Source organism: Cupriavidus sp. 10L45, from assembly GCF_056395225.1.
In genome coordinates, this window is record NZ_JBFTJC010000006.1 from 272,312 (window position 1) to 287,475 (window position 15,164).

13 protein-coding genes and 1 pseudogene are annotated in these 15,164 nt (G+C 69.8%); 6 read left to right on the forward strand and 8 right to left on the reverse strand.

The annotated features are described in order from the left end of the window. The first annotated feature begins 44 nt into the window (after positions 1–44). The gene (gene poxB / locus AC1DFU_RS13420; RefSeq protein ID WP_092296592.1) at positions 45–1,772 is read left to right on the forward strand and encodes a ubiquinone-dependent pyruvate dehydrogenase; all 1,728 of its coding nucleotides are present in this window, start codon (positions 45–47) and stop codon (positions 1,770–1,772) included. 16 nt (positions 1,773–1,788) lie between these two features. On the opposite strand, the gene AC1DFU_RS13425 is transcribed toward poxB, so the two are convergent. Next, complete coding sequence (locus tag AC1DFU_RS13425) at positions 1,789–2,334, reverse strand: carboxymuconolactone decarboxylase family protein (RefSeq protein WP_092296595.1); 546 nt, start codon at positions 2,332–2,334, stop codon at positions 1,789–1,791. 66 nt (positions 2,335–2,400) lie between these two features. Here AC1DFU_RS13425 and AC1DFU_RS13430 point away from each other — a divergent pair. Then, positions 2,401–3,102, forward strand: a pseudogene (locus tag AC1DFU_RS13430) (helix-turn-helix transcriptional regulator); the annotation flags it as partial. Here AC1DFU_RS13430 and AC1DFU_RS13435 read toward each other — a convergent pair. The 4 genes from AC1DFU_RS13435 to AC1DFU_RS13450 form a co-directional block, all read right to left on the reverse strand. Continuing rightward, positions 3,096–5,276 carry a TonB-dependent receptor gene (locus AC1DFU_RS13435; protein WP_255370882.1) on the reverse strand — a complete coding sequence of 727 codons (2,181 nt, stop codon included), beginning with the start codon at positions 5,274–5,276 and terminating at the stop codon, positions 3,096–3,098. The pseudogene AC1DFU_RS13430 and the gene AC1DFU_RS13435 sit on opposite strands and share 7 nt — an antisense overlap. Before the next feature lie 121 nt (positions 5,277–5,397). Continuing rightward, positions 5,398–5,772, reverse strand: coding sequence for a DUF3325 domain-containing protein (locus tag AC1DFU_RS13440; protein WP_441593236.1), 375 nt, complete (start codon positions 5,770–5,772; stop codon positions 5,398–5,400). Beyond that, positions 5,769–7,409 carry a PepSY-associated TM helix domain-containing protein gene (locus tag AC1DFU_RS13445; RefSeq protein ID WP_092296603.1) on the reverse strand — a complete coding sequence of 547 codons (1,641 nt, stop codon included), beginning with the start codon at positions 7,407–7,409 and terminating at the stop codon, positions 5,769–5,771. The genes AC1DFU_RS13440 and AC1DFU_RS13445 overlap by 4 nt, the downstream gene beginning before the upstream one ends. Further along, entirely contained in the window at positions 7,409–7,708 is a 300-nt protein-coding gene (locus AC1DFU_RS13450) for a DUF3649 domain-containing protein (RefSeq protein ID WP_092296606.1), read from the reverse strand. The genes AC1DFU_RS13445 and AC1DFU_RS13450 overlap by 1 nt, the downstream gene beginning before the upstream one ends. Before the next feature lie 256 nt (positions 7,709–7,964). Here AC1DFU_RS13450 and AC1DFU_RS13455 point away from each other — a divergent pair, with 256 nt between their 5' ends. From AC1DFU_RS13455 to AC1DFU_RS13470, 4 genes are all read left to right on the forward strand, one after another. After that, entirely contained in the window at positions 7,965–9,551 is a 1,587-nt protein-coding gene (locus tag AC1DFU_RS13455) for a class I adenylate-forming enzyme family protein (RefSeq protein WP_441593238.1), read from the forward strand. 9 nt (positions 9,552–9,560) lie between these two features. Continuing rightward, entirely contained in the window at positions 9,561–10,391 is an 831-nt protein-coding gene (locus tag AC1DFU_RS13460; protein WP_092296612.1) for an IclR family transcriptional regulator, read from the forward strand. Positions 10,392–10,466: 75 nt separating this feature from the next. Then, positions 10,467–10,832 (forward strand): 5-carboxymethyl-2-hydroxymuconate Delta-isomerase, encoded by a 366-nt coding sequence (locus tag AC1DFU_RS13465; protein WP_092296615.1) that lies wholly within the window; start codon positions 10,467–10,469, stop codon positions 10,830–10,832. Between the two features lie 282 nt (positions 10,833–11,114). Then, the gene (locus AC1DFU_RS13470; protein ID WP_441593241.1) at positions 11,115–12,464 is read left to right on the forward strand and encodes a sigma-54-dependent transcriptional regulator; all 1,350 of its coding nucleotides are present in this window, start codon (positions 11,115–11,117) and stop codon (positions 12,462–12,464) included. Here AC1DFU_RS13470 and AC1DFU_RS13475 read toward each other — a convergent pair. From AC1DFU_RS13475 to AC1DFU_RS13485, 3 genes are read right to left on the reverse strand one after another with little or no spacing between them, the layout of a single operon-like run. Further along, positions 12,396–13,214: an amidohydrolase family protein gene (locus AC1DFU_RS13475; RefSeq protein WP_441593243.1), complete on the reverse strand. Its 819-nt coding sequence runs from the start codon at positions 13,212–13,214 to the stop codon at positions 12,396–12,398. The two genes, AC1DFU_RS13470 and AC1DFU_RS13475, sit on opposite strands and share 69 nt — an antisense overlap. Then, entirely contained in the window at positions 13,211–14,023 is an 813-nt protein-coding gene (locus tag AC1DFU_RS13480) for a GIY-YIG nuclease family protein (RefSeq protein WP_441593245.1), read from the reverse strand. The genes AC1DFU_RS13475 and AC1DFU_RS13480 overlap by 4 nt, the downstream gene beginning before the upstream one ends. Further along, positions 14,016–15,161, reverse strand: coding sequence for an aminotransferase class I/II-fold pyridoxal phosphate-dependent enzyme (locus AC1DFU_RS13485; RefSeq protein ID WP_092296621.1), 1,146 nt, complete (start codon positions 15,159–15,161; stop codon positions 14,016–14,018). Before AC1DFU_RS13485 ends, AC1DFU_RS13480 begins: the two co-directional genes overlap by 8 nt. Between the last annotated feature and the right edge of the window lie 3 nt (positions 15,162–15,164).

The following is a 15,164-nucleotide window of genomic DNA, read 5'->3' on the forward strand; positions in this document are numbered from 1 at the left end:
GATTCCGCCTCGCTCGCAGGCACCGATCGTACAAGGAGAGCACCATGGCCAACCACGCAGCCGACCTCATCACCCGCGTCCTGCACGCAGTGGGCGTCGAACGCATCTACGGCGTCGTCGGCGACAGCCTCAACGGCATCACTGAATCGCTGCGCCAGCGCGGCGACATCGACTGGATTCATACCCGCCACGAGGAGACCGCCGCATTCGCAGCGGGCGCCGAGGCGCACCTGACCGGCAAGCTGGCCGTCTGCGCCGGGAGCTGCGGCCCCGGCAACCTGCACCTGATCAATGGGTTGTTCGATTGCCACCGCTCCGGCGTGCCGGTGCTGGCCATCGCCGCCCATATCCCGAGCGCCGAAATCGGCCGCGGCTACTTCCAGGAGACGCACCCCGAGCAGTTGTTCCGGGAGTGCAGCCACTACTGCGAACTCGTCACCAGCATCGAGCAGTTGCCCGGCGTACTCGAATCCGCGATCCGCGCGGCAGTGGGCCGGCGGGGCGTGGCCGTGATCGTGATTCCGGGCGATGTGGCGCTGCGCGAGGGCACGTTCGCCGAGTCCGCGCCCGCCGCCATCGCCTTGCGGCCCCCCGTGGTCACGCCGGACGCCGACTCGCTCGACGCCCTGGCCAGCCTGCTGCGCGGCAGCCAGCGCACAACGCTGCTGTGCGGGCGCGGCTGCGCCGGCGCGCACGACCAGGTGGTGCAACTGGCGGCCACGCTGAAGGCACCCGTGGTGCACGCCCTGGGCGGCAAGGAATACATCGAATACGAGAATCCGTACGACGTGGGCATGACCGGGCTGATCGGCTTCAGCTCCGGCTACCACGCCATGCAGGAATGCGACACGCTGCTGATGCTCGGCACCGATTTCCCCTATCGCCAGTTCTACCCCGAGGGCGCGCAGGTCGTGCAGATCGATATCCGTCCGGAAAACCTCGGGCGCCGCACGCGGCTGGACATGGGGCTGGTCGGCGATGTCGGCGCCACGCTGGACGCCCTGCTGCCCCGCCTGGCCCCCAAGGCCGACGAAGCCCATCTGGCGGCGAGCCTGCGCCACTATCGCGACGCACGCCGTCAACTGGACGACCTCGCCACGGGCGACAGTGGCCGCAAGCCCATCCATCCGCAGTACCTGGCCCGCCTGCTGAGCGAGCAGGCCGCCGAGGACGCCGTCTTCACCTTCGACGTCGGCACGCCGACGATCTGGGCCGCGCGCTACCTGCGCATGAACGGCCAGCGCCGGCTGATCGGGTCGCTCGCGCATGGGTCGATGGCGAACGCGCTGCCGCAGGCGATTGGCGCCCAGTCCGCCTATCCGGGGCGGCAGGTCATCAGCCTGTCCGGCGACGGCGGTTTTGCAATGCTGATGGGCGATTTCCTGACGCTTTCCCAGCAGGGCCTGCCCGTCAAAGTGGTGATCTTCAACAACAGCGTGCTCGGTTTTGTCGCGCTGGAGATGAAGGCGTCTGGCTACCTGGAGTCGGGCACGTCGCTGCAGAATCCCGATTTCGCGGCCATGGCGCGCGCCATCGGCGTGCATGCCCAGCGCGTGGAAGACCCGCTGCTGCTGCCGGAGGCCATCGCCACCATGCTGGCGCATGACGGGCCCGCCCTGCTCGACGTGGTGACCAACACGCAGGAACTGGCGATGCCGCCGTCCCTGAAGGCGGAGCAGGTCAAGGGCTTCAGCCTGTGGGCGATGAAGGCCGTGATGAACGGCCGCGCCGACGAGGTCATCGAGCTGGCGCGGTCGAACCTGCTGCGCTAGACGGCGGCTTACCGGCTCAACGTGGGTTGAGCTTCACGCCGGGGAAATCCACCGGCACGTTTAGCGCCACGTTGATGTAGTTGGTGAACAGGTTCAGGGCCACGTGGGCGACGATTTCCACGATTTCTTCGTCGCCGAAGCCGACTTCCCGCAGTTGGGCCACGTCGGCGTCCGACACCTGGCCCCGGTCGTTCACCAGCTTCAGCGCGAAGGCCAGCGCGGCGGCCGTCCGGGCATCCTCGGCACGCCCAGCCTGGGCGGCAGCCATCTCCTCAGCGGTGGCGCCGGCCTTGCGGCCCAGCGCCGTATGGGCGGCCAGGCAGTATTCGCAGCGGTTACGGTCGGCAACGGCCACGGCGATCTTCTCGCCGAGTTGCGCCGGAATCACACCGCCACCGAGCGCGCCAAACGCGCCCCACATCGATTGCAGCGCGGCCGGCGAATTGGCCACGGCGCGGAACATCTGCGGGGTCGTGCCGAAGGCGGCCTGGATCTGGGCCAGGGCGGCGGCGCTGCCGGCGGGGGCGTTGCTGGCGTTGGGCAGGGAAACACGTGCGGTCATGATGAACTCCTATATATAGAGCGACAGTGAGAGAGGCTCCCGGGGTGCCGGCTGAATCGCCTGGCGTCCGAGGTCACGCATGGCGCGAGCGCCCTGCCCACCCGGCTGGTGATCGAGGAACCGTCGCTGCTGTTCTATCCGCGCTACGCCGTCCACACCTTCCACAATCCGCCGGTGGAGGGTTCCCAGTTCACCTGCGCCACGCTCGATTTCGATGGCGGGGCCATGAATCCGCTGGCACGCGCCCTGCCGCCCCTGATCGTGCTGCCGTTGGCACAGGTAGATGGGCTCGATCCCGCGCTCGCGCTGCTGTTCGCCGAGACGGAGCGCGTGCGCTGTGGCCAGCGCCTGTTGGCCGACCGGCTGTTCGAAGTGGTGCTGATCCAGCTGCTGCGCTGGCTGCTCGACCATCCCGAGCAAGCCGGCATCCAGCCGGGCCTGATCACTGGCCTGTCCGATGCGCGCCTGGCGCGGGCGCTGGTCGCCGTGCACGAGGCACCGGGCGAGGCATGGAGCGTGGAGTCGATGGCGGGTTGCGCCGGGATGTCGCGCAGCGCGTTCGCGGCGACGTTTCGGGAGGTGGTGGGGCAGACGCCAGCCGACTATCTGGCCGACTGGCGCATCAGCCTTGCGCAGGCGCGCCTGCGTGACGGCGTGCCGCTGAAACTGATGGCCGACGAGCTGGGCTACGCCAACCCGTCGGCCTTGTCGCGTGCGTTCCTGGCCAAGGTCGGCCAGTCCCCGCGCGACTGGTTGCGGACTCAGTAGTCCACGGTCATCGACAGCTTGAAGGTACGCGGCTGGCCGATCACGAGGATGCCGCCGCTCGACGACGCCCAGTAGTCCTTGTCCGCGATGTTCTCGACGCCCGCCCGCACCGTATAGCGCAGCTGCGACGCCTTGAACGCGTAGCGCGCCCCGAGATCGAATCGGTTCCACGACGGCAGGCTGATGGTGTTGGTCGTGTTGGCGGACTGGCGGCCGGTCTGGATATAGCGGCCGGACACCGTCGCGCCCGGGAGGAACGGCAGGTCGTACTCGCCGCTCATCGTCAGCGTGTAGATCGGCACGCCCACACCCGGCTTGCCCTCGGTGTTGGCGTTGCCCGTGTTCGACACCTTCGAGTCGATATAGGACACGCCGCCCAGCAGGCGCACGCCGCGCAGCGGCTCGCCGAACACGCTGAACTCCACGCCGCGATTGCGCTGGTCCCGCACGGCAAACACATTGCCCTGCGTGACGCCCGTCGGCTGCTCGATCTGGAAGAACGCCAGCGTGGTGCCGAAGCTGCCCGCGTCGTACTTCGCGCCCACTTCATGCTGCTTCGACTTGGCCGGCGCGAACACCTGCCCGGCGTTGATGGTGTTGGACGGCGCGGTGCCGCCCTGCGCCAGACCCTCGATGTAGTTGTAGTACAGCGAGACGTTCTGGAGCGGCTTGACCACCAGGCCGAACATCGGCGACGTGGCGGACTCGCTGTAGTTCGCCGTCTGCACGCCCGTGGCCGTTGCGTAGCCACGGATGTTCATCACCTGCTGGCGCACGCCGCCGGTCAGCAGCACGCGGTCGTTCAGGAACGACAGCGTGTCCGAGAACGACACCCCGTTGATGTTGACCCGGCCCGTCACGTTCGGATCGGCCATATTGCCGGTGGTCGGGGCGGCCGGGTACGGCACGGTCGGCGCGTTGTAGAGATTGGTTGGGAACGCGGGCGAGGACTGGAACGCGCTGCTCTTCTCCTGCTCCAGGCCGGACCAGCTCAGGTTCACCGTGTGCTTGACCGGGCCGGTTTCGAAGCGGCCACGCACGCCCACTTCACCGGTGTAGGTATCCTGCTTGAACGGAACGGTCAGCCGCGTGGCCGTGCCAAAGCCGTTATTCCCGACGTTCGCGCCGCTGTAGTTGCCGAACTCGTTGCTGTGGTGCGCGCCGAAGGCGGCGTAGGTGGTCCAGTTCCTGGTGACGTCGTACTCGGCGCGGATCGTGCCGTAGGTGTCTTCCAGCTCGGAATACGTCCATGGCTGGGCGAAGTTCGTCGAGGCGGACGGCACCGCCGGCAAAGCCGTACCCGACAGCTGGACCGTGCTGCGGCCCTGGTTGATCCGCTGCTTCTGGTAGCCGAAGTCCGCATTCACGCGGAACGCGTCGCCCTGGTAGTCCAGGCCCAGCGTGAACAGGCGCTGCTGCCGGCTCTCGTTGTCCACCGGGGTATCGCCGCCACGCGCCATGGCGTTGACGCGCACGCCGAATTCCTTGTTCTTGCCGAAACGGCGGCCCACATCCACATGGCCGCCCACCTGCGAGTCGCTCGTATAGTCGATGGTCGCCTGGGTGATGTCCGCCGCCGTGGCGTACTTGGGCACGAGGTTGATCATGCCGCCCGTGCCGGAGCCACTCGGCGACACGCCGTTCAGGAAGGCGCTGGCGCCGCGGAACACTTCCACGCGCTCCAGCCCTTCGATGGCCACCAGCTGGCGCGGGGCGATGCCGAACAGGCCGTTGTACTGGATGTCGTCGGTGGTCAGCGGGAAGCCGCGCACCACGAAGGTATCGGCGAAGTTGCCGAAGCCGTAGGCGGTGCGGATCGCCGGATCATCGGCCAGCACACCGGCAATGCTGCGCGCCTGCTGGTTCTGGATCTGCTGGGACGTGTACGACGTCACGCTGAACGGCACATCCATGAAGTCCTGGTTGCCCAGCACGCCAAGGCGGCCGCCGCGTGCGACCTGCCCGCCGGCATAGGGCGCGGGCAGCTGGTCTGCCGAGGCGTCGGCATGGACGGTGACGGCGGGCAGCGTGGCGCTCTCCGCGCTGGCGGCTGGCTGGGCCGCTTCCTGGGCGAAGGCGATGGTCGGCAGCACGCCGGCAGCGGCCAGCGCGGCCACGAGATGGCGCAGCGGCGTGCGGGATGCACGTCCGGCACGCGGTACGGAATAAGACAAGGTGACACTCCCAAGTAAAACGATTTCATGCCCGTCCGCGCCGCTGATCGCGGCGGGCGGGTTTTTTCCCGTATCCGTCTGGATGGTGGCGTCGCTCTGACGGCGACGCTCGTTTGTGCCGCTACGCCTGCACGATCAGGATCGCGCTCAGCGCAGCCGCCACACCGATGCCGATCGCCCCGCGCGCGATGCGCGGCGTGACCTGCGGTGCATAAGAGAAGGCGCCCACCACTGTCAGGGCGCTGACGGTGAGCAGGCCGGCCCAATAGATCACGCCGAAGGCCCAGCCCTGGGCGGCCACGCACGCCGCCAGGGCCAGTGCCAGCGCGATCCAGCCCTGCCAGCGCAGGCGGCGCACGCGGGCCGGCGGGGGCTCGGCGCCCCGGCCGAAGATGTCGGCGTGATGCCGGTCGATGGTCTGGGCCAGCCAGGTGAAGCCGCCCACGGCGAATCCGATGCCGGCCACGCAGGCCGGCCACATGGCGGGTGCGCTCATGACGCCTCCCCCATGGCACCGGTGCGCGCCGACGCGTCTGCGCCGCGTGCCGCCGGACGAGTCCGCCCGAGCCACCACGCCGCCGCGCCCAGCCCGAGGCCAATCGCCAGCACCGTCAGGTCGAAGCCCGCCAGCACCGCCGGCCCATGCAGCAGCGTCACGCCCAGATGGGCGGTGCCGGTCAGCGCGTTCAGCAGCGGCAGGCCCGCGAACAGCACGGCGCCGATGCCCAGCAGCACGCGCCACATGCCGCGCGTCGGGCGGATCTGGGCGACCAGCGCCGCGATGGCCCAGGCCGCGAAGAACATGCGGATTTCCATGTCGGGCCGCTGCGCGATACCCACCGGCACGAGCCGGTTGGCCCAGAAGTAGCTGGCGAATGCGATCGGCAGGCCGGCAATCACGCCAAGGTTGAGCGCTTCCACCAGCCGCAGCCCAAACGGCGTGCGGCCCGTGGCAGCAATCGTGTGGGCGTGGCTCTTGCGCGTCCTCACGGCCCAGAGCAGCGCGCCGGTCGCCACCATCAGGCAGCCGGCCAGCCCGGAGGCAAAGAAAAGCCCGCGCAGCAGCGGCGGCGCGAAGTGCGCGATGTGCAGCCCCACCATCACGCCACGCGTGGCGCTGGCATTGGCCGGATCGTCGCCGAAGGTTTCCTTGAGCGCGCCGGTGGTGCCGGCGAACAGGACGGTCGGCTGCACCGACGACAGGCTGCGCCCGGCATCGCGCGTCATCGTGACGAGGGCGTTGGCGTCGTTGGGGCGCTCCACCGTGATCCGGGCCGGGGCCACGCCGTCCCACCGGGCGGTCGCCTGCGCCAGCATCGGGCCCACCGGGGCCAGCGGCACCTGCACGCCAGACGCCTGCACGCGCGGGGCGCGGAGGCCCAGCTCGGTGTCGAACCGCTTCGTATCGCCCTTATAGACCGCCTGCACGCCCCACGGCATGTACAGGAACAGCAGCGTCACGAGGCCCGTGTAGGTAATCATCAGGTGAAACGGCAGCGCCAGCACGGCGGTGGCGTTGTGCGCATCGAGCCACGAGCGCTGGCCCTTGCGGGCGCGGAACGTGAAGAAGTCCGCGAAGATGCGCCGATGGGTGATCACGCCGCTCAGGATGGCCACCAGCATGAACATCGTGCAGAAGCCGATGACCCAGCGCGCCCAGATCGCCGACATGTAGTGGAGATCGAAATGCAGGCGGTAAAGGAACTCGCCGCCGCGCGTCTCGCGGGCGCCGGGCACGGGCGTGCCGGTCACGGCGTCGAGCGTGCGCGTCTCCAGCCGGGCGCGGTTGCCCTTGCCGGCATCCTCGGGGCGCGGCTGGCGCAGCCAGAACACCGAGGTGGTGGGACGGCGGTCGTCGGGGAGATTGATGAACCAGCGCTCGGCATTGGGTGCCTGTTCGCGGAGGAAGGCGATGGCGCCGTCGGCAGCCCGGCGGGTCGCGTCGGCGTCTGTGTCGCCACCCAGCCGCGCGTGCAGTTCGGGCTTCATCCAGAGCGTGATCTCGTCCTTCACATAGCTGGCGGTGCCGCTACAGAAGACGAGGAACAGCACCCAGCACACCAGCAGGCCCGCCCACGTATGCAGCCACGCCATCGACTGGCGCAGCCCCTGACCCTTTCGCAATTCGGCCATTACGCGCTCCGCAGGGCCAGCCAGCCCAGTCCCAGGACCGCGCAGGGCACGGCCAGTCCGATCCACGCGCGCCATGCCGACTCGACGGCGAACACCCAGATCACGGCCAGCGCGTACCAGAGGAACGACAGCAGGGAGGCGGTGACTACCGCTTCGGCGCGCGCCATATCGGTCCAGCGTGCCAGCGCGAGCGAGACGCAGCCCGTGGCGAGTGCTGCGAGCCCGTAGCCCCCCAGGATGCCGGCGATCGCCCGCGACGCGACCGCCACGCGATAACCGGTCGAAATGCCCTGCTTCATGTTGCTGCGAATTCCGTGAAAGCAGCAATGATAAGCGTTCTCATATGCATTGTCTTTCAGACCTCGCATTTCGGCGGGTTATGGCGGGGTAGACATTGAAGACATGTCGCGAAAAGCCCATAGACGGAAATCCCAGTAATTCTGCATTGCAGAACCCCCATTCCACGCTGCGGTTGACAGCTTCCGGGGATCGATGGGACGATGCCACGCATCAATACCGGCGACTTCACGCCGGAAGCCTTGCCCGGAGACATGCATGCGCAGTACCGCTTCCCCCGCGGACCGTTCTGGTCACGCGTCCACCCCCGCCCAATCCGACTCCTTCCGCCCCGCCTTCCAGCGCCTGCACCAGACCATGGGCCCGTGGGTGGCCAGCCATCCTGACCGCGTGGCCGTGATGGATGCCCACCGCGCGCTGCGCTATGGCGAACTGGACCTGGCCGTGCGCGAAACCGCCCAGACGCTGACCGCGCTCGGCGTGCGCGGCGGCGACCGCGTGGTGCTGGTCACCGAGAACAGCGTCGGCTGCGCCGTGCTGCTGCTGGCGCTGAGCGCCATCGACGCCTGGTCGGTGCCGGTCAATGCCCGGCTGTCGGCGCGCGAGATTGCCAATATCGTCGAGCACGCCGGCGCGCGCGTGACCTTCTATCTGGACAACGATTTCCCCGAAGCCCGCGAGCACGGGCTGGCGCGCGGCGCGCAGTGGGCCGATGCTGCCGTGTGGCCACACGTCGGCAAGCTGCTTGTCAGCGCCATCGACGAGACGGCCGTGGCGGAGCCGGTAGCCGCCGAGGCCCGCGAGCAGGTGGCCGCGCTGATCTATACGACGGGCACCACGGGCGCCTCGAAGGCGGTGATGCTGACGCACGCCAACCTGATGTTCATCGGCCATTCCAACCGCCTGCAGGCCCGCGTACAGGCCGGCGACCGCGTCTACGGCGTGCTGCCGATCTCGCACGTCTATGGGCTGTCCGTGCTGCTGGTGGGCCCGGTGTCCAACGGCGCCACGGTCTACTACGAGCCGCGTTTCCGCCCGGAGAAGCTGGCGCGCACGCTGGTCGAGGAACAGCTCACCGTGCTGCACGGCGTGCCGGCGATGTACGCCAAGGTGATCGAATGGAGCCGCGCGCAGGGCCAGTCGCTGCGCACGCCGTCGCTGCGCATGGCGCAGTCGGGCGGCGCGCCGCTCACGGCGTCGCTCAAGGCATCGTTCGAAGACGCCTTCGGCATCGTGCTGAACAACGGCTACGGCATGACGGAGACCTCGCCCACCGTGTGCCAGACCCGCGTGGATGCCCCGCGCGCCGACTGCTCGGTCGGCCCGGTGGTGCCGGACGTGGAAATCCGCCTCGGCTCCCCCCTGCCGGACGGCAGCGGCGAGTTGCTGGTGCGCGGCCCCAACGTGATGAAGGGCTACTACCGGCGCCCGGACCTCACGGCGCAGACCATCGATGCCGACGGCTGGCTCCATACGGGCGACCTCGCGCGCATCGATCCGGACGGCGCGGTGTCCATCGTCGGCCGCTCGAAGGAAATCATCATCCACTCGGGCTTCAACGTGTATCCGGAGGAAGTCGAGCAGTCGCTCAATGCGTTCCCCGCCGTGCTGCAATCGGCCGTAGTGGGCCGGGCCACCGAGGGCAACGAGGAAGTGATCGCCTTCGTCGAGGTGCGCGGCGGCATGACGCTGGACGAGCCCGCGCTGCGCACCTTCCTGCGCGACCGCCTGTCGCCCTACAAGATGCCGGCCGAAATCCGCGTGGTGGCGCAGCTACCCGCGGCGCCGTCCGGCAAGATCCTCAAGGCGAAGCTGCGCGAGCAGCTTGCCTCCGGCAACCTTTGAGCCACGCACATGGATAGCCAGGCCGATTCCCTCCCCGACCTCCCGCCCGCCACGCCCAAGGTGGACAACCGCAAGGAAGACCGCCATTTCGTGACCGCGCTGGCGCGCGGGCTCGACGTGCTGGCGTGCTTCCGCGCCTTCGACAGCGAACTCGGCAATGCCGAACTGGCCCAGCGCTGCGGGCTGCCGAAGTCGACCATTTCCCGGCTCACGCACACGCTGACCGAACTCGGCTACCTCCAGGCGCTGACCGAGCCGATGCGCTACCGGCTGGGCAGTTCCGCGCTGGCGCTGGTGCCGTCCGGCCAGCCCGGCGCGGACGTGCTGGCGGTTGCGCGGCCGTACATGCAGGAACTGGCGGATCTCTCGCAGGGCGTGGCCTCGTTGATCGTGCGCGACCGGGGCCGCATGCTGATCTACGAGAACTGCCAGTCGGAGAGCTACCTCACGCTGCGCGTGGCCGTGGGCAGCCGCGTTTCCGGGCTCAATACGGCGGCCGGGCGGGCCTACCTTGTGGCCCTGCCGCCGGCCGAGCAGCGCCAGGCGCTGACCGCCTTCCGCGCCGATGACCGCGTCAGCGCGGCCCATGCCGAGGGCGTGCTCTCCGCCAGCCGCGACGAAGCGCGCCGGCTGGGCTGCACCACCTCGTTCGGCGAATGGCTGCCCGACATCAACTCGATCGCCGTCGCTTTCCGGCCCGGCCAGTCCCTGCCGCCGATGACCCTCAGCTGCAGCGGCCCGAACGCCATCGTGCCGCCGGCGCATCTGCTGGAAAAGGTGCGCCCGCTGCTGCGCGACCACATCCGCCGCATCGAGGCCGCGTTCGGCGTGGCGGCCTGAGCCGGGGGGTTTCCCGGAGGGCGCCGGTTTGCCGTACGATGCTGGCTTTCCCTCCGATCCTTCGACGCTCCCGCCATGCCGCAACTGATCATCGAACTCACCGAAAACACCCGCCTGACCTGCTCGCAGGACGAGCTGCTGGACGAAGCCAACGCCGCGCTGCTGGCCACCGGCCAGTTCCGCGAGCCGGACATCAAGTCCCGCTGCGTGACGCTGACCACCTACCGCCAGGGCACGGAAAACCGTGACCGCGCCTTCGTGCACGCCACCGTCTGGATTCTGGACGGGCGCGAGCAGGCCGTGCGCAAGCAGGTGGCGCAGGCCGTGTGCGATGTCCTCACCGACGCGGTGCGCCCCGGCGCCGGCCAGAGCGTGCAGGTCAGCGTGAACGTGCAGGAGATGGAGCGCGCCGTGTTCACCAAGCAGATCATCGGCGAGTAAGCCAGCGCGGCGGCGTCTGCACTGTCAGCCATATGCATCGCAATATCTGACGCCGCCGCGTTCGCCCCCGGCCGCCATCCGGCGGCAAGACTCGTTTCACCCGCGATACACCCCCGTTGTGCCTTTAACATCCGGCAACCCTGTGCTGAGCATTTTTGACATGGTGCGGCCGTGACCGTCGCCTAGTATGTTCTGGGATGCCTGCCGGCCTGCCCCCCGGACCCGGCGCCCACCCTCCCCGTTTTTGATCTCCCATCGTCTTCGCTCCCCTGCGAGGTGTCTATGCGTGTCGTGCTCTATCAGGAAGAGGCGCTGCGGCTCCGTCAACGCCTGTGCGAGCACGGCCTTCCCGAGGAATTCGACCTGTCCGGCGCGGGCGACGGCATGCTGGTGGTCGTCGTCCTGGCCCGGGACACACGCGTGGCCGCCGCCGCCGAGCACTGGCTGCGCAGCGTGCCCCGCCCGGACGCCTTCATCGCCGCCTGCACCGCCGCCACGCGCGCGCAATGCCGGCAGGAGCCATGGTGGCCCGGCGGCATCTGCGACGTGGTAGCGGCTGACGACGAGCCGGGCATGCTGACCGAACTGGCGCTCCGCCTGAAGCGCCTGCACGAGCTGGAATCGATCCTCACCTCCGACTGGCTGCGCAAGCGCGCGGTGGGCCACTCGGCGCCCTGGCGTGAAACGCTGCGCGCAGTGGCGCAGGTCGGCCGCTTCGGCAGCGGCGCCTGCCTGCTGACCGGCGACAGTGGCTGCGGCAAGGAGCTGCTGGCGCGGCTGATCCATGATCTCGATCCGGTGCGGCGCAGCGGCCCCTTCATCGTGGTGGACTGCACCACGCTGAGCCCCGAGCTATCCGGCAGCGAGCTGTTCGGCCATGCGCGCGGCGCCTTCACCCACGCCGTGGCCGCGCGTGACGGCGCCGTGGCGCTGGCCGATGGCGGCACACTGTTCCTCGACGAAATCGGCGAACTGGACCTGCTGCTGCAAGCCCGCCTGCTGCGCGTGGTGCAGGAGCGCGCCTACAAGCGCGTGGGCGACGACAACTGGCGGCGCTCGGACTTCCGGCTGACCTGCGCGACCAACCGCAGCCTCGACGCGGAGGTGACAGCAGGCCGCTTCCGCAGCGACCTGTACTTCCGCATCACCCAATGGACCATCCACGCCCCGCCGCTGGCGGCGCGGCGCGACGACATCCCGCTGCTGGTCGAACACTTCCTGGCCGAGCACGCCGGCACGCCGCCGCGCGTGATGCCCGAGGTCATGCAGCAGCTGATGGCACGCGACTATCCCGGCAATGTGCGCGAACTGCGCCACGTGGTGCTGCGCATGGCGGACCGCCAGCAAGGCTTCCACGTGCTCAGCACGGGCTGCCTGGACCTGCCGCTGGCCGATGTGATGGCCGCCACCGGCCTGATGGACGGCTGGGAGGGCGTGCTGGCCCGCGCCGTCGAGGGGGCGCTCGATGCCGGGCTGGGGCTGAAGAACATCGGCCAGATCGCGGAAGCCATCGCCGTGAAGGTGGCGGAACGGCGCGCCGGGTCCACCAGCCGCGCCGCCGAGCTATTGCGCGTCACGCCGCGTGCGCTGCAATTGCGCCGGCAGGGGCGGCCCACGGAGGGCTGCCCGTGAGGTCGGCCCTGACGTTGCCACGGGGGCGCCGCCAATCAGCCGCAGCGCGTTGCCGCCGGCTATGCGCGCGAAGGCTTCCGGCGATGGGCGCAGCGCGCGGATCTTGGCCAGCTCCAGCCCCGGATGCAGCCACGGGCCGTCCGAGCCGAACAGCAGCTTGTCCGGGCCGGCGCGGGCGAAGGCTTCCTCGAGCAGGTCGAAGCGGCGCACGCCGGCCGTATCGGCAAACAGGTTCGGATGCCGCACGATCAGGTCGATGACCTGCCGCTGGGCGGCCCAGTCGTCCGCGAAGCTGCCGAGGTGGGCGAACACGAACGCCACGTCAGGATGGGTCTGCGCCAGCAGCGAGAGCGCGCCGGTGTCGCCGCCGGCGTCGTACAGCACCGGCAGCCGCCAGCGGCGCGCAGCGTCGCAGACCTGCCGGTGAATCCGCGCATCGTGACGATGTACCTTGATGCCGCGCAGCCCCAGCCGCAGCACGGCTTCCTCGATCATCGCGTGCAGCCGGTCGCGGTCGCGCTCGGCGTGGACCATGGCGAAGCCGATCCAGCGGCGCGGGTCGGACCGCACCAGCGCAGCGACGTCACGGTTGCCTTGCGCGTAGTCCGACTGGAACACGGGGAGCAGCACCGAACGCACGATGCCGGCCTCGCTGGCGCGGCGCGCGTAGGCGGCCAGCGGCGCGGTGGTGTCCCACGGGCCGGTCATGCCGTCGCCCTGGCCGGCGTGGACGTGGAAGTCGACGATCATGGCAGCCGCCATTCGAGTTCGAGCTTCTCGCCGGACTTCATCGCCAGCGTGCGCTTGTCGTCGCCCGTGCGGAAGGCGTTGATGTGGGTCGCCCGTCGCAGCAGGCTCGGCGGCAGGATGTTCACAATCGTGATGCCGGAAGGCCCTGCGAGCAGAACATCGCCGACCAGCGCGCTGTTGTGAATGCTGCCACGCAAGGCGCGGATGACGGCGTGCTCGACGGCAGACAGGTCCTTCTCCTTCCTGACGCTGGCTACCCAGACGCCGAGCCCGCGCAGCGCGCCGTGCACACCCGCGCACCACCGGTGCTGCTTCATGCGGCTACCCAGCGTCTTCGACAGGCCGACATAGATCGGCGTCGTGCCACGGACGAGGATGTAGACGCCCGGCCCCGATACGGTCCGGTCATCAACCGCCAGCTTGAGCGATTCGAACCTCCGCCACGCCAGCGTCACGTTGACCTCTCGCGTGACTTCCTCCTCCAGCTCCGGCGCGAAGCCCTCGTACAGGTGCCCGCCCGGCCGTGGCGCCGCCAGCTGCAACCCCACCAGTTCCATCCCCCCGCGCGGCTGCTGCCGCGCCAGCAGGCAGGCCCGGCAGCACGCGTCGGTGCTCTCGAAGCGGGCCATGCCGAGCCGTGGCTGGGTACTCACACGCCGCGCGCGGGCGATGATCAGCCGCAGGTCGTTGACCAGGGCCTGCGGGGGCGTGCCGGGCGGATAGCGGCGCATGGCCGCCACCAGCCCCATCAGCCGGCGCATGCGCCATGGCGCAAGCTCCAGCGTGTCTCCATCAGCGGTCTTAAACATGCTGGGGTTCCTCCATTGGGGTCGAAGACGGCCACGGCGCCTGGCGCGCGGCATCGGGCAAGTGCGGCGCGAGCCGCGTCATGGCGGCCAGCAAGGCGTCGATATCCGCGCGGCGATGATTGGCCCGGACGATCAGCGCCAGCGCGTGGCGCCCCTCGGGCTGGCGCAGCAGCGCGGTACGGAAGCCGGCGGCGCGCAGGCCGGTGTGCAGCGCCACGGTGCGTTCCGTACTGGCGAGCCGCACGTGTTGCATCGGATGGTCGCGCGGCGGCGCGTGCAGGTCCGGCAGGCAGCCCCGCGCCAGCGCGCGCAGGCCGGCCTGCAGGCGGCGCAGGCGCTGCCAGAGCCGCGCGCGCAGGACATCGCCCGCCATGCGGTTGATTTCCAGCGCACGGAGCCCGGCGCGCAGCGCGACCTCGCTGGCGGCGCTGCTGTGGGTCTGGGTGGGGCCGTCCCGGGCAATCGCCTGGACCAGCGCGGCAGGCCCGCACAGCGTGGCCAGCGGCGCGCCGAAGGCCTTGGCCCATGACGCCACCAGCAGCACCGGCTGCGCCGGATCGCACCCTGCGTGGCGCAGCGCGCCGCCGCCGCCGCTGCCCCACGGCTGGCGCGGCGACGCGGCGGCGCCCATCAGGCCAAGCATCTGGCTGTGATCGATCACGATCAATCCTCCATGCCGGCGTACCAGCGTCAGATAGCGCGCCAGCGGCAACGGCAGGCCGGCCAGCCGGGTGGCGTCCGCAATCACTGCCGGCGGCCTGCCCCGCCGGCGCAGGCGGTGATCGCGAATCCGCCGCGCCAGATCGGCCAGATCGCCGTGCCGGAACCACGCCACCGGCGCGCCCAGGCCGCGTACGCGCTCCAGGCCCCAGCGCATCACCGGATACAGCGCCTCGTCGGCAATCAGCGCGTGCGTGCGGCCCAGTTGCTCGAACACGTCGATGGCCAGATGCAGCGTGGATGGCGCCACCATGCCGGCCTCGCAGCCCTGCAGCGCCGCCGCGTCCGCCGCCAGCCGCCGCGCCAGTGGCGCAGCGGCCAGCGAGGCCGGGTAGCCAGTGGTCAGCGCGGCGTAGTCGCCCAACTGGTCCGCCGGGTGCCGCAGGCCCAGGTACAAGGCCGAGGCGAAGTCGATCATGGC